We start from the raw sequence: 21,977 nt of genomic DNA, 5'->3' as shown, positions 1-21,977 counted from the left end.
GAGACTCCACGTTCACGATTCGCGACTCCACGCCCTCGCCCGACCCGCGCCGAGCATGCAACGCGACGACTTCGCCCAGCATACGCCGATGATGCGCCAGTACCTCGCCGCCAAGGCGGAGTATCCGGACACGCTGCTGTTCTTCCGCATGGGCGATTTCTACGAGCTGTTCTACGAAGACGCGCGCAAGGCCGCGCGCCTGCTCGACATCACCCTGACCCAGCGCGGCCAGTCCGCCGGCGCACCGATCCCGATGGCGGGCGTGCCGGTGCATGCGGTGGAGAATTATCTCGCGCGGCTGGTGCGGCTGGGCGAGTCGGTGGCGATCTGCGAGCAGATCGGCGATCCGGCCACCAGCAAGGGCATGGTCGAGCGCAAGGTGGTGCGCGTGGTCACGCCGGGCACGGTGACCGACGAGGCCCTGCTGGAGGAACGGCGCGACAACCTGCTCTTGGCGATCGCCGCCGGCAAGAGCGGCTATGGCCTCGCCTGGGTGGACCTGTCGGCCGGCCGCTTCCTGCTGGCCGAGGTCGCCGACGCCGAAGCGCTGGCCGCCGAGCTGGCGCGGCTCGCGCCCGCGGAGACGCTGGTCGGCGAGGACGTCGCCTGGCCGAAGCTGGTCGCCACCCTGCCCGGCCTGCGCAAGCGGCCGCCCTGGCACTTCGACGCCGACAGCGCGCAGCGCGCGCTGTGCCGCTTCTTCGGCACGCGCGACCTCTCCGGTTACGGCTGCGCAGGCATGCCGCTGGCGATCGGCGCCGCCGGCTGCCTGCTCGGCTATGTCGAGGAGACGCAGAAGAGCGCACTGCCGCACCTGACCGGACTGGCGGTGGAGAGCGCCGCCGAGACCATCGCCATGGACGCGGCGACGCGACGCAATCTCGAACTCGACACGCATCCGGCCGGCCGCAGCGAGTACACCCTGCTCGGCGTGCTCGACCGCACCGTCACGCCGATGGGCGCGCGGCTGCTGCGGCGCTGGTTGCACCGCCCGCTGCGCGCGCGCGACGCGCTGCGCCGCCGCCACCAGGCGGTGGGTGCGCTGGCCGAGAACCGCCGCCACGAAGACCTGCGCGAGCGCCTGCGCGCGGTCGGCGACCTCGAGCGCATCCTCGCCCGCGTCGCCCTGCGTTCGGCGCGCCCGCGCGACCTGTCGACGCTGCGCGACGGCCTCGCCGCCGCGCCGGAGGTGGCTCGTGCGCTCTTCCCTGAGCGCGAAGGTCAAGAAGCGGCCATCCATGGCCGCACTTCTCGAAAAGAGTTCAGCCCCCTGTTGGCCGAGCTGGCAGAGCGCATCGGCGAGCACGCCGACACCGTCGCCCTGCTGAGCCGCGCCCTGGTGGCGCAGCCGCCGGCGTTGCTGCGCGACGGCGGCGTGATCGCCGAAGGCCACGACGCCGAACTGGACGAGCTGCGCCGCCTGTCCACCCACGCCGACCAGTTCCTGATCGAGCTGGAGGCGCGCGAGAAGGCCGCCACCGGCATCCCGACGCTGAAGGTCGGCTACAACCGCGTGCACGGCTACTACATCGAGATCAGCAAGGGTCAGGCCGACAAGGCGCCGGCGCACTACACGCGCCGGCAGACCATCAAGGGCGCCGAGCGCTACATCACCGAGGAGCTGAAGGCGTTCGAGGACAAGGTGCTGTCGGCGAGGGAGCGCGCGCTGATGCGCGAGCGCGCGCTGTACGAAGCGCTGCTGGACGCGCTGACCGGGCGCCTCGCCGCGTTGAAGCAGGCGGCCGCCGCGATCGCCGAACTGGACGCGCTCGCCAATCTCGCCGAGCGCGCCGAATCGCTCGGCTGGGCATGCCCGGAGCTGACCGACGCGCCCGGCATCCTGATCGAGCGCGGCCGCCATCCGGTGGTGGAGCAGGTGCGCGAGGAGCCGTTCGAGCCGAACGACCTCCGTCTCGACGACGGCCGCCGCATGCTGGTCATCACCGGCCCGAACATGGGCGGCAAGTCCACCTACATGCGCCAGGCGGCGCTGATCGTGCTGCTGGCGCACATCGGCAGCTACGTGCCGGCGGCGCGCGCGGCGATCGGCCCGATCGATCGCATCTTCACCCGCATCGGCGCCGGCGACGACCTCTCGCGCGGGCAGTCCACCTTCATGGTGGAGATGAGCGAGACCGCCAACATCCTGCACAACGCCACGCCGCAGAGCCTGGTGCTGATGGACGAGGTCGGCCGCGGCACCTCCACCTACGACGGCCTGGCGCTGGCGCAGGCCTGCGCGGTGCACCTCGCCACGGTCAACCGCGCCTTCACCCTGTTCGCCACCCACTACTTCGAGCTGACCGGGCTGGCCGCGCAGTACGCCGGCATCGCCAACGTGCACCTCGACGCCATCGAATACGGCGAGCAACTGGTGTTCATGCATGCGGTCAAGGAGGGGCCGGCCAACCGCAGCTTCGGTCTGCAGGTGGCCGCGCTGGCCGGCCTGCCAAAGGCGGTGATCGCCGATGCGCGGCGCACGCTGGCGGCGCTGGAACAGGGCGTGCATACGTTGCCGCCGTCGCGCGCATCGACGCCGGCTGCCGATCCCGCGCCGCAGCTCGGCCTGTTCGCGCCGCCGCTGCCGTCGGCGGTGGAAGACGCGCTGCGCGCGCTCGACCCGAACGAGCTGTCGCCACGCGACGCGCTGGACGCACTGTTCCGCTTGCGCGCCATGCTGGACGGCTGATCGCACGCGGGGCCGCAGCGGCTGCCCTGCGCGGCGCAGGCCGGGCCGCGCTGCGCGCGCCGGCCGAGGTGTATGCCGGCGCCGACGGCAAGGAGAAATTCGTGCGCGACTTCGTCGCGGCGTGGGCCAAGGTGATGAACGCCGACCGCTTCGACCTCCGCTGACGCGCCGCGCATCCGCACGCGCACGGGCAGGCCGGTCTCCCGCCCCCGTGCGTCATTCCCTCGCCGTGCTCAGAACGCCGTCCACAGGAATACGAACAGCGTGTCGTTGTCGCTGGCGTTGCGGCCGAAGCCGTCGTAGTTGCGGCTGGCGCCGTTGAACTTGTCGTAGATCGTGTACTGCACGCCGATGCGCAGGTTCGCCCACGGTTCGGCCCACGAATCGCGCTTGCCGAACGGCGTCCAGTCGACCTGCACGATCTCGCCGCGGGAAGCGGGGTTGCCGGTCGCGCTGCCGCCGTCCGGATCCGGGCTGAACAGGATCGCGTCGCGCGTACCGGTGGTGTTGAACCAGCCCAGCGTGGCGCCGTAGGTGTCGTGGAAGTAGTACGACGCATCCAGCGAGGCCGCGTCGAGGGTGTGCGAGGTGCGCTCCGCGCCCGCGCCGGCGAAGGTCGCGTCGAGCGTCTGCTTCTCGTGCACGTAGCTGGCGTTCACCGTGAACGCATTGCCGCCATCGAAGTAGCGCTCGTAGGCGCCGTCGACGCCGACGTCGCGGAAGCGGTCGGCCGGCGTTCCCGCGCCGTCCGGCTGCAGCCGCGCGGTCAGCCCGACCAGGCCGAACATCAGCGTCTGGCCGTTCCAGTCGCGGCTCCAGGTCAGGCGCCAGTAGGGCGCCGCGCCCGCCAGCCTGCCGCCGTAGTCGACATTGAACGTATCCAGCAGCGAACGCGAGAGCGTGCGGTACGCCCCGACTTCCCCGTAGTAGCGATTGTCGAGCGAGACGTAGGCGCCCGCCCCGATCACCTGCTGGCCCAGGCCGCCGTAGATCAGCGGACTGGCGGACGGCCCCGGGGCCAGCTCCGGCGCCATGTAGGGGAATTTCCACGCCGGCAGGGTATTCCAGAGGTCGGAGACGGTCGGGTTGTTGTTGAGCGTGATGCCGAACACCCCGCCGTGGCCGCCGCGGCTGAAGTTGCGGGCGTAACGCACGTCGACATTGTCCATGGCGACCTTGCGGTCGATGTCGGAGTAGGTCACCTGCCCCAGCATGCCGATGTGTTCGCCGAGGCGCCCCGCGGCGAACAGCGAGAGCTGCTGCAGCGACCCGTTGTCGTTGCTGCCGGCGTGCGGACCGGCCGGGCCGGACAGGTCCTTGCTGGTGTGCGTGTAGGTTTCCACCAGCATCGCCGACAGCGGCGCGTTGAAGCCGCTCTTCGTGGACAAGGTGTACCCGCCCAGCTTGAAGCTGCGGCCGAACGCGGTGAGCTGCGGCCCGAATCCGCCGACATGGCAGGCGTTGCAGGCCTGCCCGGTCTGCCGGGCGAATTCCGGCACCGCGCGTGCCGTATGCGCCCACGCGAAAGGCAGGATGGCGAGTGCGAACCACTGCCACGGCGCACGCGCCGTGAGCGATCCATGACGAGCCCGAGTGTACATGGTGTACCCCTTGCCGTTGCCGATGCGAGCGCCAAGGCCCACCCCGGCGTCACGATGCGAGCCTAGCGGGCAAGGCTCTGCCGGGTTTGATGATCGTCAAGGGATACGGATGTGGCGAGGCCGCTGCGGCATCGGACCGCGATGCATTTCCTGCGCAACCGCAAGGGGGCGGGCCGTCTTCAGCGCGACGACGGGTTCGCTCAGTTTCGTTCCTTCAGCCGCATCAGCTCGCGCCGCGCATGCTTGTCGGGACGCGACGACGGCGCGGGCACTGCGCCCGCCAGACGGCGCTGCTGGCGGGCCGCCTCGCGGGCGGCGCGGCTCTCGGCGGATTCGCGATAGAGGGTCTGCGCGACGCTGGCCGGGCCACGCTGTTCGGCGAGCAGCAGCACTTCGATCTCGAAGCGCTCCTCGCCACGGCTCACTTCCAGGCGATCGCCGGCATGCAGCATCCTCGCCGGCTTGCATGGTCCGCCGTTGACGCCAACCTTGCCGCCGGCGATCGCCCGCTTGGCCAGCGAGCGCGTCTTGAAGAAGCGCGCCGCCCACAGCCAGACGTCGGCGCGCACCGCGCCGGCCGGTTCGGCGGGCGTCGTGTCAGGCCGTGGCGCCACCCAGCAGCACCCGGTTGATGCGCTGCACGAACGCCGACGGATCCTCGAGCTGCGCGCCCGCGGCCACCTGCGCCTGCTCCAGCAGCAGCAGCGCCAGATCCTGCGTGCGCGCGGCGTCGGCTTCGGCGTCCAGCCGCCGCAGCAACGCGTGCCGCGGGTTCACCTCCAGGATCGGCGCCGACGCCGGCACGGCCTGGCCGACCTCGCGCAGCAGCCGCTGCATGTGGGGCGCCATGTCGTACTCGTCGAAGGCGAGACAGGCGGGCGATTCGGTCAGGCGCTGGCTGACGCGCACCTCGCGCACGCGCTCGCCGAGCGCGTCCTTCAGCTTCTTCAGCAGCCCCTCGGCGTCCTTCTCGGCCTGCTTGCGCGCCTCGGCGTCGGCGCCCAGCACGTCGCTGCCCAGTTCGCCCTTGGCGGCGTTGCGCAGCTTCTTGCCGGCGTAGCTGTCGAGGTAGCCGACCATCCACTCGTCGATGCGGTCGTACATCAGCAGCACCTCGATGCCCTTGGCGCGCAGCGCCTCGAGCTGCGGGCTGCCCTTGGCCGCGGCGTAGGTGTCGGCGGTGAGGTAGTAGATCGCCTCCTGGCCGGCGGCCATGCGGGCGATGTAGTCGTCCAGCGACACCGTGCGTTCGGCGCTCTCGCTGCGCGTGGAAGCGAAGCGCAGCAGCCTGGCGATGCGCTCGCGGTTGGCCGGGTCCTCGGCGACGCCTTCCTTCAGCACGTTGCCGAAGGCGGTATGGAAAGTCTTGAACTTCTCCGGCTCGTCCTTGGCCAGCTTCTCGATCAGGTCGAGCACGCGCTTGACGCAGGCGGCGCGGATCTGCGCGACCAGGCGGTTGTGCTGCAACAGCTCGCGGCTGACGTTCAGCGGCAGGTCGTCGGAATCGACCACGCCGCGCACGAAACGCAGGTACGCCGGCAGCAACTGCTCGCTGGCGTCCATGATGAACACGCGGCGGATGTAGAGCTTCAGCCCCTTGCGTTCGTCGCGGCCGGCGAACAGCGCGTCGAACGGCGGCCGCTCCGGCAGGTACAGCAGCAGGGTGTAGCCCTGGCTGCCCTCGACGCGGTTGTGCGTCCACGCCAGCGCGTCGTCGAAGCCGTAGCCGAGCGATTTGTAGAAGGCCTGGTAGTCCTCGTCCTTCAGTTCGGCTTTCGGCCGCGTCCACAGCGCGGAGGCGTGGTTGACGGTCTCCAGCTCGTCGCCGGGCTTGCCGTCCTTCTGCTTCGGCAGGCGGATCGGGAAAGCGACGTGGTCGGAGTACTTGCGTACCAGCTCGCGCAGTTTCCAGCCGTCGAGGAATTCGCCCTCGTCCGCCTTCAGGTGCAGCGTCACCGCGGTGCCGCGCCAGGGTTGCTCGATCGCCTCGACGGTGTACTCGCCGCTGCCGGTGGACTCCCAGCGCACGCCCTCGCCCGGCGCGGCATCGGCGCGGCGGGTGGTCAGCGTCACCTTGTCGGCGACGATGAAGGCGGAATAGAAGCCGACGCCGAACTGGCCGATCAGCTGCGTGTCGCGGCGCGCGTCGCCGGTCAGCGATTCGAGGAAACGGCGCGTGCCCGAGCGCGCGATCGTGCCGATGTTGCCGATCACCTCGTCGCGGCTCATGCCGATGCCGTTGTCGCGCACGGTCAGCGTGCGCGCCTCGGGATCCCAGCGGATCTCGATGCGCAGCTCGGCGTCGTCCTGCACCAGTTCCGGGCGCGACAGCGCCTCGAAGCGCAGCTTGTCGCAGGCGTCGGAGGCGTTGGAGATCAGCTCGCGCAGGAAGATTTCCTTGTGCGAGTACAGCGAGTGCGTGACCAGGTGCAGCACCTGGTCGACTTCGGCTTCGAACTTGCGGGTTTCGGCGGCGGTCGCGTTCATGCGGATGTTCTCCGGGCCCCGCGCCGCGGCCGCGGCGCGGGGGTTCGACGGGGGCGATCAGGCGGCGCTGCGCAGCGCGGCGATGCGCTCTTCCAGCGGCGGGTGGCTCATGAACAGGCGCGCGAAGCCGCGGGTGAGATCGCCGGAAATGCCGAACGCCTGGATCGACTTCGGCAGCATGCTCTCGCCGCGGTTGCCGGCGAGGCGTTCCAGCGCCGCGATCATCGCGCCGCGGCCGGCCAGCCTGGCGCCGCCGGCGTCGGCGCGGAACTCGCGCCAGCGCGAGAACCACATCACGATCATCGAGGCGATCAGGCCGAACACCAGCTCCAGCACCATCACGATCATGAAATAGCCGAAGCCGGGGCCGCGGTCCTCGCGGTTGCCGCTGAGCGCGCTGTCGATCACGCGGCCGACCACGCGGGCGAGGAAGATCACGAAGGTGTTCAGCACGCCCTGGATCAGCGTCAGCGTGACCATGTCGCCGTTGGCGATGTGGCTGACCTCGTGGCCGAGCACGGCCTCGACCTCCTGGCGGTCCATGCTCTGCAGCAGGCCGCTGCTGACCGCCACCAGCGCATGGTTCTTGCTCATGCCGGTGGCGAAAGCGTTCATCTCGGGCGCATCGTAGACGGCCACTTCCGGCATGCCGATGCCGGCGTTCTGGGCGTGACGGCGCACGGTCTCGACCAGCCAGCGCTCGGCGGCGTTCTGCGGTTCGACGATCACCCGCGCGCCGGTGGTCATCTTCGCCATCCACTTGGAGATGGCCAGGGAGATGAAGGCGCCGCCCATGCCGAAGATGGCGGCCATCACCAGCAGGCCCTGCAGGCTCATGCCGTTGCGGTAGGCCCAGGCATCGATGCCGAAGATCTTGCAGACGACGCCCAGCAGCAGCAGGACGGCGAGGTTGGTGACGACGAACAGGACGATGCGAAGCATGGCTGTCTCTCGGGCAGTCATGGAGGAGGAGCGGCGCACGCCGCCAGGCGATTTTTCGGGGCTGACGGGCGTCTTTTCAAGCATTGACGGCGGGCGCGCCGCCGTATCGGCTGCGGCCCGGCCGGGCGCGTGCGCCGGCGGCCGGTTTTCAAGCCGCGGGCGCTCCGTGCAAGATGAAGCCATGCGCTACCGCGGCCGCTTCGCCCCCTCGCCCACCGGCCCGCTGCACTTCGGCTCGCTGGTCGCAGCGGCGGGCAGCTGGCTGCGCGCGCGCAGCGCGGGCGGCGCCTGGCTGGTGCGCATCGAGGACATCGACCCGCCGCGCGAAGTTCCCGGCGCCGCGCGGGCGATCCTGGATGCGCTGGCCGCGTTCGGCATGACGCCGGACGAGCCGCCGATGTACCAGAGCACGCGTCTCGACGCCTACGCCGCCGCGTTCGAGCGCCTGCGCGCGGCCGGTCACGTCTACCCCTGCTGGTGTTCGCGTGCCGAGGTGGCCGCGCGCGGCGGCCTGCACCGCGGACCGTGCACGGCGCCGCCGGATCCGACGCGCGCGCCGGCCTGGCGGCTGCGCGTCGGCGAGACCGCGATCGCCTTCGAGGACCGCCTGCAGGGGCCGCAGCGCCAGCTGCTGGCCGAAGTCGCCGGCGACTTCGTGGTCAAGCGCGTCGAGGGCCTGTACGCATATCAATTGGCCGTGGTGGTGGACGACGCCGCGCAGGGCATCACCGAGGTGGTGCGCGGCGCCGACCTGCTGGACTCCACGCCGCGGCAGATCCACCTGCAGCGCCTGCTCGGCCTGCCGACGCCGGCCTATCTGCACCTGCCGCTGGCGCTGGACGCGGACGGCCGCAAGCTGTCCAAGTCGGAGGGAGCGCTGGCGGTGGACCCCGCCGATCCTCGGCCGGCGCTGCGCGCCGCGCTCGCCTTCCTCGGCCTGGCCGAGGCCGCCGCGGCCGGCAGCGTCGCGGCGATGCTGGCCGCGGCCGTGCGCGACTTCGACCTGGCGCGCCTGCCGCACGCCCAGGCGCTGCCGGCGCCGGCCGGCGCCGCCCTGCCCGCGCCGCTGGCCTGAGTGCCGCCGCGCAATCGAATGCGCGCCTCGGGTCGCGCCGCGGCCGCCCGCTGGCCCCGCAACTATGCCTAGAATGCGGGCAGGTTCGGCACGGAGGGCGGGACATGAAACAGCGCGTCGCACTGGTCACCGGCGGCTGCGGCGGCATCGGCACCGCGATCGTGAAGAAGCTGGCGAGGCTCGGCCACCGCGTCGCCACCAACTACCGCGACGAGGAACGCGCGCGCGCCTGGCTGGAACGCATGCATGCCGAGGGCATCGAGGCGACGCTCGTGCCGGGCGACGTCGCCGATCCGCAGGCCTCGGAGGCGATGGTGCGCGAGATCGAGCGCAGGCTCGGTCCGGTCGAGATCCTGATCAACAACGCCGGCATCACCCGCGACACCACCTTCCACAGGATGACCTACCTGCAGTGGACCGAGGTGGTGAACACCAATCTCAACGCCTGCTTCAACGTCACCCGTCCGGTGATCGAGGGCATGCGCGAACGGCGCTGGGGCCGCATCGTGCAGATCAGCTCGATCAACGGCCAGAAAGGCCAGTACGGCCAGGCCAACTACGCCGCCGCCAAGGCCGGCATGCACGGCTTCACCATCTCGCTGGCGCAAGAGAACGCGCGGCTCGGCATCACCGTCAACACCGTCTCGCCCGGCTACGTCGCCACCGACATGGTGATGGCCGTGCCCGAGGAGGTGCGCGCCAAGATCGTCGCGCAGATCCCGATGGGTCGGCTGGGCGAGCCCGACGAGATCGCGCACGCGGTGGCCTTCTTCGTCGGCGAGGAGGCGGGCTGGATCACCGGGGCGAACCTGGCGATCAACGGCGGGCATTACATGGGGTGGTAGCCTGTCGTTAGCGCTCGGGCGCAGCGTAGGAATTTTTCCTATTCCCCCAACCTCCGGCATGACTACCATCGACTCGGCCGCCGATGAGTGCGGCACTGCCAGGAGGCTGCAGCATGCCAGGAGGTCTCGTTTCGAAACTGTGCGCGCTGATCGTCGGCTTCGGTGGCACCGGCTTGGCACTCGCTGGTTCGCCGCCCGACGTGCATGCGAAGAGCATCGTCATCACCCACGCTTATGTGGTCAAAGGATCGGAGACTTTCGCATCGATCGTGGCTTGGATGACCGCACCGGAGCGCAACGCCGATTCCGGACGCCTCAAGGAGATGAGGATCGACCCCTCTTCGCTTGGCGACCTGCACGTCACGTATGAGCGCACGGTCGGCGACAGATCGTCCGTTTCCACGCTGGATTTGCCGGCGCCTCCGCCCGGCAGTCCGCCGGTCACCTCGGGCCAGCCTGGCGATACTTACACCGTGAGTACCTGCAACGCCGCAACGAGCGTGAAGGACGAATGGGTATACATCTGGGTACCCGACGGAGACGGCGGTGGCCATTGGGTCCTCTGGAACTTCTCTCACCAACACGCTCGGAGTTGCCAAGCCGAGGCGTGACACCTGCGGCGATTCGGCTGTATGAACGCGCCGATCCGTTCGCGCCACATCGAGCGGCGCGGGCGGGGTCGGCACCGTACCCTTCGGCTTCGACAGCGTTTTCGTGAACTGGCCGGTGTGGGTTTCGAACTGGTGCGTCGCGGCACCCCGTGCTAGTTTTGCCGCATGGCACAACCGCGCGTCATCAAGAAGTATCCCAACCGGCGGCTGTACGACACCGAGATCTCCAGCTACATCACGCTGGAAGAGGTGCGGCAGCTCGTGCTGGACGGCGAGGATTTCGAGGTGCGCGACGCCAAGACCGGCGAGGACCTGACGCGCTCGGTGCTGCTGCAGATCATCGCCGAGCACGAGGAGCGCGGGCAGCCGATGTTCTCCACCCGGCTGCTGTCGCAGATCATCCGTTTCTATGGCGATTCGCTGCAGGGCTTCATGGGCCCGTACCTGGAAAAGAGCCTGCAGGTGTTCCTCGACCAGCAGCAGCAGTTCCGCACGCAGTTGAACAGCCTGATGGGGCAGACGCCCTGGTCGATGCTGAACGAGCTGACCGAGCGCAACCTGGACGCCTGGAAGTCGCTGCAGCGCGGCTTCATCGAGGCCGCCACCGGCCAGGCGCACGCCGCCAGGGACGCCAAGAAATCCCGCTGAACCCGTTTGACAGGGTTCCGACCCGCTCCTACCATGCGCGCCGTTTGTTGCGCCGCAGCACGTATTGCCGTGCCGCATCCACGCAGGAGCTCCGCATGACTACCCGCATCGCCGTCGTCACCGGCGGCATCGGCGGCCTGGGCAGCGAGATCTGCCGCTACCTCGCCCGCGCCGGCCGCCGGGTGATCGCCGCCGACCTCGGCGCCCGCGCCGAGCGCATCGACGCCTTCCGCGCCGAGATGGCCGACATCGACGGCCGCGTCGCCTTCGAACCGGTGGACGTGTCCGATTTCGACAGCTGCGCCGACCTGATACGCCGCGTCGAGGCGAAGCACGGCGCCGTCGACATCCTGGTCAACGCCGCCGGCATCACCCGCGACACCTCGCTGCGCAAGATGACGCCGGAACAGTGGCGCACGCTGATGCAGGTGAACCTCGACGGCGTGTTCAACATGTGCCGCCAGGTGGTCGACGGCATGAGCGCGCGCGGCTTCGGCCGCATCGTCAACATCAGTTCGGTCAACGGCCAGACCGGCCAGTTCGGCCAGACCAACTACGCCGCGGCCAAGGCCGGCATGCACGGCTTCAGCATGGCGCTGGCGCGCGAGGTGGCGAAGAAGGGCGTGACCGTCAACAGCGTCTCCCCGGGCTACTGCCGCACCGCGATGGTGATGGCGGTGCCGGAGGAGATCCGCAACCAGATCGTCGCGCAGATCCCCGTCGGCCGCCTGGGCGAGCCGGCCGACATCGCCCGCACCGTGGAATTCCTCACCGCCGACGACGCCGGCTTCATCACCGGCGCCAACATCCCGGTGAACGGCGGCTATTTCATGAGCTTCTGAGCGAAGCGCCCGCGCTTCCCGCGAGCGCGGCCCTCCGTTTCGGGTAGGGCGGTAACCGCCACGCGGCTTGCGCCGTCCACGGCGAACGCCGTCCCGAGGCGCCGCGGCGCGGCGAATCCCTCATGCGGACCGCGCGTCGTCGAGGGCATCGAGGCGCGCGCGCAGCACCTCCAGGCCGAGCGCCGCCGCGCCGCCCGGCGACACGCGCGCGGCCAGGCTCGCCTCCGGGCTGCGCCCCTGCCCCGCCTGCTGCGCGCTCTCGGCCGCGCGCCGGTAGGCCTCGCGGAACGGCACGCCGGCCGCGGCCTGTTCGATCGCCGCATCGGTGGCGTACATCGCCGGCTCGATCGCGGCGCGCATCGCGCCCTCGTTCCAGCGCAGCCGCGCCAGCAGGTCCGGCAGCAGCTCCAGCGCGCCGAGGCCGTGGCGGAAGCCGTGGAACAGCGAGCCCTTGCTGGGCTGCAGGTCGCGTTGGTAGCCGCTCGGCAGCGACAGCAGCGATTCGATCTCGACGCGCGCCGCGGCCACGCTGGCGTAGCTCGCGCGCATCAGCTCGATCACGTCGGGGTTGCGCTTGTTCGGCATGATCGAGCTGCCGGTGGTGTATTCCGGCGGCAGCGCGACGAAGCCGAACTCGGCGGTGGTGAACAGCGACAGGTCCCAGGCCAGCCGGCGCAGGTCGAGCAGCGCCGCGCCCAGTGCGTCCAGCGCGGCGATCTCGAACTTGCCGCGCGAGAGCTGCGCGTACACCGGCGACACCTGCATGCGCGCGAAGCCGAGCGCGCGCGTGGTGTGCGCGCGGTCCAGCGGCAGATTGACGCCGTAGCCGGCGGCGGTGCCGAGCGGATTGGCGTCGATCCAGCCGCGGGTCTGGCGCGCGCGCACGGCGTCGTCGATGAACGCTTCGGCGTAGCCGGCGAACCACATCGCGGTGGACGACACCACCGCGCGCTGCAGGTGCGTGTAGCCGGGCAGCGGCAGCGCTTCGCCCGCGGCGCGTTCGAGGCACGCGCGCGCGCTGGCGCGGCAGTGCGTCTCCAGCGCCGCCAGCCGCTCCTTCAGCCACAGCCGCGTCGCCACCAGGATCTGGTCGTTGCGGCTGCGCCCGGTGTGCACGCGGCGGCCGGCATCGCCGAGGCGCTCGGTCAGGCGCGCTTCGATCGCCGAATGGCCGTCCTCGTAGCGCGCGTCCAGCACGAAGCGGCCGCCGCGGAAATCCTCCGCCAGCGCATCCAGTTCGCGCTTCAGCGCGGCGGCCTCGTCGTCGGAAACCACGCCGATATGGGCGAGGCCTTCGACGTGCGCCTTGCTGGCGGCGATGTCGTGCAGGAAGAACTCGGCGTCGAGCAGCACGTCGTCGCCGGCGAGGAAGCGCATGATGCGCGCGTCCACCCGCGTGTCGGCCTTCTTCCACAGCACGTCGCTCATGGCGTCGCCTCCTCCGCCGCTGCGGGGATGCCTTCCGTTTCCGGCAGGCCGAGCGCGAGGTTGAGATTCTGCATCGCCTGCGTGGCCGCGCCCTTCAGCAGGTTGTCCAGCGTCGCCACCACCACCACGCGCTTGCCGTCCTGGGCGACGGCGAAGCCGCCGATCTCGGCATGGTGGCGCCCGGCGATGCGGCTGACCCAAGGCGCGTCGTCGACGACGCGCACCAGCGGCTCGCCGGCGTAGCGTTCGCGGTAGCGCGCCTTGATCGCCTCCGCCGTCATCGGACGTTGCAGCCACAGATTGGCGGTGAGGGTGATGCCGCGGAAGTGCGGCGCGACGTGCGGCATGAACTCGACCGGCAGCCCGAGCTGGCGCGTGGCCTCGCGCTCGTGCATGTGGCCGACCAGTTGGTACGGCATCAGGTTGTCGCGGAGCTTCTCCGGATCGTTCCTGTCCGACGGCGTGGTGCCGGCGCCGGAGTAGCCGGACACGCCGAAACAGGCCGGCGGCGCGGCCAGCACCTCCTTGAGCGGCGCGACCGCCAGCTGGATGGCCGTGGCGTAGCAGCCCGGGTTGCTGATGCGCCTCTCGCCGCGGTACCTGCCGCGGGTCAGCTCGGGCAGGCCGTAGTACCAGGCGCCGTCGAAACGGTGGTCGGCCGACAGGTCGACGATCACGGTCTCCGGCGCCTGCGCCTCCAGCGCCTCGACGTAGGGCGCGGCGGCGCCGTTCGGCAGCGCCAGCACCACCGCGTCGGCGCCCTTCGCGGCCACCGCCGCCGCATCGAGGTTCTCGTAGCGCAGCCCGCCCGCGTAGCCGTCGACGTGATCGGCCACGCGCCGGCCGGCCAGCTCGCGCGAGGACACGAAAGCCGGTTCGAGGTGCGGATGCGCCGCGATCAGGCGGATCAGCTCCGCGCCGGTGTGGCCGCGCGCGCCGACGATACCGATGGTTTTCCTGTCGTCTGCCATGTCGGGTTCCCCTTGGGTTTCGCCCCCCTCGCCCGCCTGCGGGGGAGGAGATCGAAATCAGTCCATCAGCGTTGCCGGCCGCGCCGCGCAGTGCTCGACGCAGCGCGCGATCTCGTCGAAGCCGCGCATGCCGTACCAGAACACCTTCCAGCGCGGCTGCTTGTAGCAGCCGTCCGACTCGGCGTAGTAGAAATGGTTGATCACGTTGCCGTGGCGCGAACGCCAGAACAGCCGCGGGTTCTCCGCGCGCATCACCTGCCAGACCGCGCGTCCCAGGCCCTCGCCCTGCGCCTCGTCCAGCACGGCGAACTTGTCGAGGTAGACGTCGCCGCCCTCGTCGGTGAGCACCATCGCCGCGCGGTAGTTCTCGCTGACGTAGACGCGGCAGGGCCGCGTGCGCGCGAAGTAGTCCGGCACCAGGCGCCGGCCGAAGCTCGACTCGATCAGCGCGCGCAGGCGTTCGCGGTCGACCCCGGTCCAGCCGTCGAAACGCAGCACTTTCTCGCCGCGCCGCACCAGCGTGCCCGAGCCGCGATGGGTGAACAATTCCTTGGCCAGCTCCGCCGGCCGCGTGATCGACACCGACGACGCCGGCGGCAACCCGTCCAGCAGCCGCTTGATCTGTTCCAGCTTGAGGCGCATGCCGCCCTCGATCCACGGCTGTGCCATCAGCGACTCGTACTCGCTGCTGAGGTTGATCGAATCGATCACCTTGCCGTCGCCGTCCAGCAGGCCGCCGGCGCCGGTGAGGAACACGATCTTGTACGGCTGCAGCACCTGCACCAGTTCGTTGGCGGCGAAGTCGGCGTTGACGTTGAGGATCTGCCCGCCCGCCGTCTCGCCCAGCGAGGCGATCACCGGAATGGAACTCACGCGGATGCTGGCCTCGATCGGCGCCAGGTTGACGCGCACCACCTCGCCGACCAGGCCGAGGCGATCGCGATCGATGTAGTCGGCCTCGAACACGCCGGACAGGATCGAGGTGGCGCGCGCGTCCACCGCCTGCAGCGCCTCCACCAGCTTCAGGTTCTGCGCCTGGAACACGCGGCGCACGATCGCCAGCGCCTGCGGCGAGGTGACGCGCAGGCCGTCGACGGTCTGCTTGACGATGCCGGCGGCGGCCAGTTCCTCGTCGAGCTGCGGCCCGGCGCCGTGCAGCACGATCGGCGTCAGGCCGACCTGCTGCAGGAACGCCAGCGAGGAGGTCAGCGCGTCCAGGTCGTCGCGCAGCACGGCGCCGCCGACCTTGACCACGGCGAAGCGCTTGGCGTCGAGCTGCGAGAAGCGCTTGAGATACTGCTGGATTTCCTTGGCGCTGCCCATGCTGGAGAGCAGGCGCACGATGGTCTGGCGCGTTTGCTTGTGCGCGTCCACGTCAGGCGAGCCCCTTGTCGATGATGCGATGCACGTGGTCGGCGTAGGTCTGCAGTTGACCCAGCGCGACCCATTCGTCGGCGCCGTGCGCCTGCGCGATGTCGCCGGGGCCGTACACCAGCGCGGTGTAGCCGGCCTGCGAGAACAGCGCGGCCTCGGTCCAGAAATCGACGGCGTTGCCGATCGGAAGCCCCAGCGCGTCGGCGAGGTCGCGGGCGGCGAGCCTTCGCGCCTCGGCGCCGGCGATGTCGCCGGCCGGCAGCGGCGGGCCGCGGAAGGTTTCCTCGAACGCGGCGGGCGGCGGCTCCGCGCAGGCGCGGAAGCGCGCCAGCAGCGCGTCGGCATCCATCGATGGCAGCGGGCGGAAGCCGAAGCGCAGCTCGGCTTCGGGCGCGATCACGTTGGCCTTGATGCCGCCCTCGATGCGGCCGATGTTGAAGCGCAGCCCGGTCAGCCCGCCGAAGCGCTGGTGCGCCTCGGCGTCGACCACGTCCAGCGCGCGCGCCCCCCAGCGCACCGCCTGATGCAACGCGCTGTCGGCGGAATGCTGTTCGGCGGAGGCGTGGCCCGCGCGGCCCTCGAAGCGCACGCGCACCGAGGCGATGCCGCGATGCGCCAGCACCGCTTCGGCGCGCGTGGGTTCGGCGATCACGATGCCGTCGAACGCACGGCGCTCGCGCAGGAACGCCGGAATGCAGCGCGCGTCGTTGCCTTCCTCGTCGCTGGAGAACAGGAACGCGCAAGCGCCGTCGGTGTGCGCCGCGGCGGCCAGCAGCGCGGCGGCCGCGCCCTTGATGTCGCAGGCGCCGAGGCCGATCGCGCGTTCGCCGTCGACGCGCAGCTCGAACGGACTGGCGCTCCAGTGCGGCGAATCCGGCACGGTGTCGAGGTGCACGTTGAACAGCAGCCGCGGCCGGCCGCGCACGGCCAGCAGGCTGACCGCACCGGCGCCGTGGTCGGTCAGGGTCAGCGCGAAGCCCGGCAGCCGCGCGCGCAGGTAGTCGAAAATGCCGCCGGCGCCGATCGCGCGCGGCGGATTGCGCGTGTCGTGGGCGACCAGCGCGCGCAGATGCGTGAGCGTGTCTCGCAGCAGTGCGTTCATGGTTTCTTCGAGGGGGCGGGGAGCCGGGCGAAGCCAACGCTTCACCTTTCCCCGCTCCCCGCTCCCTCTACCCCGCCCCCTGCCCTGTTCACCTCCGCCCACAGCGTCGAGCTCATGCCGTAGAGGCGAATGAACCCTTCGGCCTCGGCCACGCCCCAGTCGGCGGACTGCGCGTAGGTAGCGCCCTTGGCGTTGAGGATGTGCGGCGAACGCACCTCGACCGCGTCGACGCGCCCGCCCGCCGTTTCCAGCACCACCTCGCCGTTGACGCAGCGCTGGGTCGAGGCGAGGAACGCCTCCAGGTCGGCCTTCAGCGGATCGTGGAAGAAACCTTCGTAGACCAGCTCCACCCACTTGCGCGCCGCCTCCGGCTTGAAGCGGTTCTGCTGCTTGGACAGCACCGCCTCTTCCAGCGCGCGATGCGCCGCCAGCAACGCGGTCAAGCCCGGGGCCTCGAACACGATGCGGCCCTTGAGGCCGATGGTGGTGTCGCCGGTGTACAGCCCGCGGCCGACGCCGTAGCGCGCGAACAGCGCGTTCAAGCGCGCCAGCAGCGCGTGGCCCGGCAGGCGCGCGCCGTCCAGCGCCACCGCCTCGCCGCGTTCGAAGGCGAGCGTCACGCGCAAGGGTTCGCTCGGCCACTCGGCGCGCGGCGCGCACCAGCCGCGCGCGCCTTCGCCCGGCGCCTGCCAGCGGTCGATCTCGCCGCCGGACAGGGTCACGCCGAGCAGGTTCTCGTTGATGGTGTAACGCTTCTGCTTGGCGCGCACGCCGTAGCCGCGCGCTTCCAGGTAGGCCTGCTCGTAGGCGCGCGTCTGCGCGTGCTCCTTCTGGATCTCGCGGATCGGCGCGACGATGGCGTAGTCGCCCAGCGCCTTCACCGCCAGGTCGAAGCGCACCTGATCGTTGCCCATGCCGGTGCAGCCGTGCGCGATCGCGCGCGTGCCGAGCGCATCGGCGCGCGCCAGCGCCGCCTCGACGATGAGATACCGATCGGACACCAGCAGCGGATACTGCCCCTGATAACCTTCCCCCGCCCACACGAACGGCTTGACGAAGCCGTTCCAGAGCGCCGGTCCGCCGTCGACGGTGACATGGCTGGCGGCGCCCAGCTCCTTGGCGCGTGCCTCGATGTAGGCGCGCTCCTCGGCATCCACGCCGCCGGTGTCGGCGAACACGGTATGCACGGCATAACCGCGCTCGCGCAGCCAGGGGACGCAGAAGCTGGTGTCGAGACCGCCGGAGAAGGCGAGGACGATGTCCTCGCCGGGAGCCGGGAGCCGGGAGCCGGGAACAAGGGTTTCGATAGTCATCTCATGTCTCGTCGGTTCGAATCGTCACGCATGTCGTGGCCCAAGACTTCAGCCCGCAGCCTGCTCCCTACCCCCCCGCTCCCTGCTCCGCCAAAGCCGCCATCACCGCCTTCTGCACGTGCAGCCGGTTCTCCGCCTCGTCGATGGCGATGCAGGCGGGCGAATCCATCACCGCGTCGGTGGCCTTGACGTTGCGCCGCAGCGGCAGGCAGTGGCTGAACACCGCGTGGTCGGTCAGCGCCATCTTGGCTTCGTCGACGATGAAGTGACGGTAGGCGTCGCGGATCGGCTTCTCCTGCTCCCAGCGGCCGAAATACGGCAGCGCGCCCCAGCTCTTGGCGTAGACCACGTGCGCGCCGCGGTAGGCCTCCTCGATGTCGTGGCAGACGCGCAGCGAGCCGCCGTTCTCCGCGGCGTTGCGCCGCGAGGCCTCCATGTAGCGCTGGTCGAGGACGTACTCGGGCGTGGGGCACAGCAGGGTCACGTCCATGCCGTAGCGGGTGGCGATCAGCAGCGCGGAGTTGGCCACCGCGGTGTTCAACGGCTTGGGGTGGTAGGTCCAGGTGAGCACGTATTTCTTGCCGCGCAGATCGGTCGTGCCGAAGTGCTCCGAGAGCGCCATCACGTGCGCCAGCTCCTGGCAGGGATGGGTGATCGTCTCCATGTTGATCACCGGCACCGTGGCGTAGCGCGCGAACGCGCGGATCACCGCATCCTCGCGGTCGACCGCCCAGTCCCGGAACTTGGGGAAGGCGCGCACGCCGATCAGGTCGACGTAGCGGCTCAGCACGCGCGCCACCTCGGCGATGTGCTCCTCGGCCTCGCCGTCCATCACCGTGCCGTCGCCGAACTCGATCGGCCAGGCGTCCTTGCCCGGCGCCAGCACGATCGCCTTGCCGCCGAGTTGGTGCGCGCCTAGTTCGAAGCTGGTGCGCGTGCGCATCGAACTGTTGAAGAACAGCAAGGCAATGGCCTTGCCCTCGAGCTGGCGGCCGATGCGCGCGCGCTTGAAGGCGGCGGCCTGCGCGAGCAGCGCGTCCAGCTCGGCGCGGCTCCAGTCCTGGGTGGTGAGGAAATGGCGAAGGTTCATGGAAGATGCTCTTGGCGAAAAGTCGGCCATGGATGGCTGGCTCGTTCTTTGCGCGCATGAAGACGCGCCGAGAAAAATCAAACAAAAACCCGGCACGAGGCCGGGTTTTCGTCGGATTCGATGAAGAACGAGCGAAAGCCTACCCGGCCGATGCTGGCGGCAGCGGTCGGCGCGCGCGCGAGGTCATGCCGGCGGCCATGCGGGCGCTGGTCAGGACACGGACGGCGGCGGGACGGTGGCTCATGGAAACCTGCGGAGGAATCGGGCGGTCATCATGCATGGAAGTTTCCGGCGTCGCAAGCGCGCCCGGCGATCCGCGGCCCGGGAATGCGACGGCGGCCGCAGGGGCCGCCGCCGGGGAAGCGGGCCGGCCGGGGCGGTCAGTCCGCCGGCGTGACGCTGACCCGCACGCGCAGGCGCTCGCCCGGGTCGTAATCCAGCCGCGACACGTAGGTCTCGCCGCGGAAGCGGTACTCGACGTCGTAGCCGACGATGCGGCGGTCCTCGCGCACCGTGCTGACGTCGCGGCAGACGGTCTGGTTGTCGGTGTAGGTGCCGCCGCGGCTGGCGCGGTTGCCGATCGCACCGCCGATCACCGCGCCGCCGATGGTCGCGGCCTTGCGGCCGTCGCCCTTGCCGACGGTGTGGCCGAGCGCGCCGCCGACGATCGCGCCGAGCACGGTGCCGGCCGTGCTGCCGCCGCTGTCCTGGCGCACCACCGGCTGGTCGTAGCACTCCTGCCGCGGCTGCTCGACACGCACGCTTTCGTACACGGGATCGACGCGCAGCACGTCCGCCCAGGCGTAGTGGGCGTTGTCGTCCTGGCGGTAATAGCCGGGCGGCTGCGCCTGCGCGGCAGCGGCCGCGACCAGCATCAGCAGGGCCGGCAAAAGCAGTTTGCGCATGACAGCCTCCATCGGGGCGCGCGGGGCACTTCGGTGCCTTCTGTCGGCCATATTGCAGCAAACTCACGCTGAATCGAGGCTAAGGATGCCCTGCGGCTGTTAAAATCGCCTGTCCACCCTCATCTGGAACGGGTAGGCCCCTCCCCTCGCGCAGGCCCAGGCATGCAGATCAGGCTCTACAACACCCTCAGCCGCCAGATCGAGCCGTTCGTCCCGCTCGTGCCCGAGCGCGTGACCATGTACGTCTGCGGGCCGACCGTCTACAACTACGTGCACATCGGCAACGCGCGGCCGCCGGTGGTGTTCGGCCTGCTGGCGCGGTTGCTGCGCCGGCATTACCCCCGCGTCGTCTACGCGCGCAACATCACCGACGTCGACGACAAGATCAACGCCGCGGCGAAGGAAGCCGGCGTGCCCATCGGCGCCATCGCCGAACGTTACGCCGCCGCCTACCGCGAGGACATGGCCAGGCTCGGCGTCGACCCGCCGGACCTCGAGCCGCACGCCACCGCGCACATCCCGCAGATCATCGCCATGTGCGAGCGCCTGATCGCCGACGGCCATGCCTACGCCGCCGACGGCCACGTCTTGTTCGACGTCGCCAGCTATCCCGAATACGGCCGTCTGTCGCGGCGCTCGACCGACGAGATGCTGGCCGGCGCGCGCGTGGAAGTGGCGCCCTACAAGAAGAATCCCGGCGATTTCGTGCTGTGGAAGCCGTCCACGCCCGACCTGCCCGGCTGGGGCAGCCCGTGGGGCCGCGGCCGCCCGGGCTGGCACATCGAGTGCTCGGCGATGGCCGAGGCGCACCTCGGCGAGACCATCGACATCCACGCCGGCGGCAACGACCTGATGTTCCCGCACCACGAGAACGAGGTCGCGCAGAGCACCTGCGCGCACGGCGGCAAGCCGTTCGCGCGCTACTGGCTGCACAACGGCATGCTGACCTTCGAAGGCCGCAAGATGTCCAAGTCGCTGGGCAACGTGATGCTGCTGCACGAGCTGCTGCAGCGGCATCCGCCCGAGGTGCTGCGCTTCCTGCTGCTGAAGGCGCACTACCGGCAGCCGCTGGACTGGTCGGAGGCTGCGCTCACGCAGGCGCGGCGCACGCTGGACGGCTGGTACGGCGTGCTGCGCGATCTGGCCGACGTCGCCGTCGCCGCCAGCGATCGCGGCGTGCCCGAAGCGCTGGAAGCCGCGTTGTGCGACGACCTCAACACGCCCGAGGCCTTCGCCGTGCTGGCGAAGCTCGCCGAGGACGCGCGCCAGGCGGCGACGCCGGATGCGCGACGCCGCGCCAAGGGCGCGCTGCTCGGCGGCGGCGCCCTGCTGGGCCTGCTGCAGCAGGATCCCGAAGCCTGGTTCAAGCAGGCCGCGCCGGGAGCCGGCGTCGATGCCGCGACGGTGGAGTCGCTGCTGGAGCAGCGCCGCGCCGCCCGCGCCGCCCGCGACTGGGCGCGCGCCGACGCGATCCGCGACGAGCTGGCCGCGATGGGCGTCGCCATCGAGGACGGCCCGCAGGGCACCCGCTGGAGAATGGCGAACGCATGAACACCGAAGCCACCGCGCGCGAAGCCGAGCGGGCCATCGTCGACGAGTTCGCCTACTTCGGTGACTGGACCGAGCGCTACCAGTACCTGATCGACCTCGGCCGCAGACTGCCGCCGCTGCCGCCGGAACTGATGACGGAGGAGCACAGGGTGCACGGCTGCCAGTCGCAGGTGTGGCTGGTGGCCGAGGGCGACGCGCGGCGCCTGGAATTCCGCGCCGCCAGCGATTCGGCGATCGTCTCCGGGCTGATCGCGCTGCTGCTGCGCGTCTATTCCGGCCGTTCCGCCGAGGAGATCCTCGCCACCGAACCCACGTTCGTGCAGGCGATCGGCCTCGCCCAGCACCTCTCGCCGACGCGATCGAACGGACTCGCCGCCATGCTGAAGACCGTGCGCGCGCACGCCGAGCGGGCGCTGGCGGCGGCATGACGCGCCGGATGTAGCAAGCTCGTCAAGCTCGTCTCGGTGGTCGCCTGCACGTAGGCTCCTGCGCGGGCGGCGCCG

The 21,977-nt window shown here is 70.5% G+C and carries 19 protein-coding genes; 8 read left to right on the top strand and 11 right to left on the bottom strand.

Annotated elements, in window-relative coordinates:
- Positions 1-55 precede the first annotated feature (55 nt).
- Complete coding sequence (gene mutS, locus MBSD_RS06080) at positions 56-2,689, top strand: DNA mismatch repair protein MutS (protein WP_062536058.1); 2,634 nt, start codon at positions 56-58, stop codon at positions 2,687-2,689.
- Between the two features lie 233 nt (positions 2,690-2,922).
- On the opposite strand, the gene MBSD_RS06075 is transcribed toward mutS, so the two are convergent.
- The 4 genes from MBSD_RS06075 to htpX all read right to left on the bottom strand — a co-directional run bounded on the left by MBSD_RS06075 (position 2,923) and on the right by htpX (position 7,719).
- Positions 2,923-4,188: a cytochrome C gene (locus MBSD_RS06075; RefSeq protein WP_201797460.1), complete on the bottom strand. Its 1,266-nt coding sequence runs from the start codon at positions 4,186-4,188 to the stop codon at positions 2,923-2,925.
- A gap of 302 nt (positions 4,189-4,490) precedes the next feature.
- The gene (locus tag MBSD_RS06070; RefSeq protein WP_062536054.1) at positions 4,491-4,904 is read right to left on the bottom strand and encodes an RNA-binding S4 domain-containing protein; all 414 of its coding nucleotides are present in this window, start codon (positions 4,902-4,904) and stop codon (positions 4,491-4,493) included.
- Positions 4,888-6,777, bottom strand: a complete 1,890-nt coding sequence (gene htpG / locus MBSD_RS06065) for a molecular chaperone HtpG (protein WP_062536052.1) — start codon at positions 6,775-6,777, stop codon at positions 4,888-4,890. The genes MBSD_RS06070 and htpG overlap by 17 nt, the downstream gene beginning before the upstream one ends.
- Before the next feature lie 57 nt (positions 6,778-6,834).
- A complete protein-coding gene (htpX, locus tag MBSD_RS06060; protein WP_062536050.1) occupies positions 6,835-7,719 on the bottom strand; it encodes a protease HtpX in 885 nt (294 codons plus the stop codon).
- Between the two features lie 181 nt (positions 7,720-7,900).
- Between htpX and gluQRS the strand changes: the two genes are divergently transcribed.
- The 5 genes from gluQRS (at position 7,901) to phbB (MBSD_RS06040) (ending at position 11,740) form a co-directional block, all read left to right on the top strand.
- Positions 7,901-8,794 carry a tRNA glutamyl-Q(34) synthetase GluQRS gene (gene gluQRS / locus MBSD_RS06055; RefSeq protein WP_062536048.1) on the top strand — a complete coding sequence of 298 codons (894 nt, stop codon included), beginning with the start codon at positions 7,901-7,903 and terminating at the stop codon, positions 8,792-8,794.
- 104 nt (positions 8,795-8,898) lie between these two features.
- Positions 8,899-9,639 carry a beta-ketoacyl-ACP reductase gene (gene phbB / locus MBSD_RS06050; protein WP_062536046.1) on the top strand — a complete coding sequence of 247 codons (741 nt, stop codon included), beginning with the start codon at positions 8,899-8,901 and terminating at the stop codon, positions 9,637-9,639.
- 113 nt (positions 9,640-9,752) lie between these two features.
- Positions 9,753-10,250: a hypothetical protein gene (locus MBSD_RS15130; protein ID WP_148667820.1), complete on the top strand. Its 498-nt coding sequence runs from the start codon at positions 9,753-9,755 to the stop codon at positions 10,248-10,250.
- Positions 10,251-10,415: 165 nt separating this feature from the next.
- A complete protein-coding gene (phaR, locus tag MBSD_RS06045; protein ID WP_062536044.1) occupies positions 10,416-10,898 on the top strand; it encodes a polyhydroxyalkanoate synthesis repressor PhaR in 483 nt (160 codons plus the stop codon).
- 95 nt (positions 10,899-10,993) lie between these two features.
- Positions 10,994-11,740, top strand: coding sequence for an acetoacetyl-CoA reductase (phbB, locus tag MBSD_RS06040; protein ID WP_062536042.1), 747 nt, complete (start codon positions 10,994-10,996; stop codon positions 11,738-11,740).
- A gap of 120 nt (positions 11,741-11,860) precedes the next feature.
- Here the strand turns inward: phbB (MBSD_RS06040) and argH are convergent, their stop codons facing one another.
- The 7 genes from argH to MBSD_RS06005 all read right to left on the bottom strand — a co-directional run bounded on the left by argH (position 11,861) and on the right by MBSD_RS06005 (position 19,923).
- A complete protein-coding gene (argH, locus tag MBSD_RS06035; protein WP_062536040.1) occupies positions 11,861-13,168 on the bottom strand; it encodes an argininosuccinate lyase in 1,308 nt (435 codons plus the stop codon).
- Entirely contained in the window at positions 13,165-14,139 is a 975-nt protein-coding gene (gene argC, locus MBSD_RS06030) for an N-acetyl-gamma-glutamyl-phosphate reductase (RefSeq protein WP_062536037.1), read from the bottom strand. Before argC ends, argH begins: the two co-directional genes overlap by 4 nt.
- 57 nt (positions 14,140-14,196) lie before the next feature.
- A complete protein-coding gene (locus MBSD_RS06025; RefSeq protein ID WP_062536036.1) occupies positions 14,197-15,513 on the bottom strand; it encodes an acetylglutamate kinase in 1,317 nt (438 codons plus the stop codon).
- 1 nt (position 15,514) lies between these two features.
- On the bottom strand, positions 15,515-16,615 hold the full coding sequence (locus MBSD_RS06020; RefSeq protein ID WP_062536033.1) for an acetylornithine deacetylase: 1,101 nt from the start codon (positions 16,613-16,615) through the stop codon (positions 15,515-15,517).
- Positions 16,616-16,656: 41 nt separating this feature from the next.
- Positions 16,657-17,928: an argininosuccinate synthase gene (locus MBSD_RS06015; RefSeq protein ID WP_062536031.1), complete on the bottom strand. Its 1,272-nt coding sequence runs from the start codon at positions 17,926-17,928 to the stop codon at positions 16,657-16,659.
- A gap of 67 nt (positions 17,929-17,995) precedes the next feature.
- Positions 17,996-19,018, bottom strand: a complete 1,023-nt coding sequence (locus MBSD_RS06010; protein ID WP_062536029.1) for an N-acetylornithine carbamoyltransferase — start codon at positions 19,016-19,018, stop codon at positions 17,996-17,998.
- A gap of 380 nt (positions 19,019-19,398) precedes the next feature.
- The gene (locus MBSD_RS06005) at positions 19,399-19,923 is read right to left on the bottom strand and encodes a glycine zipper 2TM domain-containing protein (protein WP_062536028.1); all 525 of its coding nucleotides are present in this window, start codon (positions 19,921-19,923) and stop codon (positions 19,399-19,401) included.
- Positions 19,924-20,085: 162 nt separating this feature from the next.
- Between MBSD_RS06005 and cysS the strand changes: the two genes are divergently transcribed.
- The gene (gene cysS, locus MBSD_RS06000; protein ID WP_062536026.1) at positions 20,086-21,474 is read left to right on the top strand and encodes a cysteine--tRNA ligase; all 1,389 of its coding nucleotides are present in this window, start codon (positions 20,086-20,088) and stop codon (positions 21,472-21,474) included.
- The gene (locus MBSD_RS05995; protein ID WP_062536023.1) at positions 21,471-21,902 is read left to right on the top strand and encodes a SufE family protein; all 432 of its coding nucleotides are present in this window, start codon (positions 21,471-21,473) and stop codon (positions 21,900-21,902) included. Before cysS ends, MBSD_RS05995 begins: the two co-directional genes overlap by 4 nt.
- The last annotated feature ends 75 nt before the right edge of the window (positions 21,903-21,977 follow it).

Origin of the sequence: Mizugakiibacter sediminis (genome assembly GCF_000953855.2) — a bacterium.
In the GTDB taxonomy this organism is placed as follows: Bacteria; Pseudomonadota; Gammaproteobacteria; order Xanthomonadales; family Rhodanobacteraceae; genus Mizugakiibacter; species Mizugakiibacter sediminis.
Note: the sequence above shows the minus strand (reverse complement) of the source record. Positions and strands in the feature narration are given on the sequence as shown.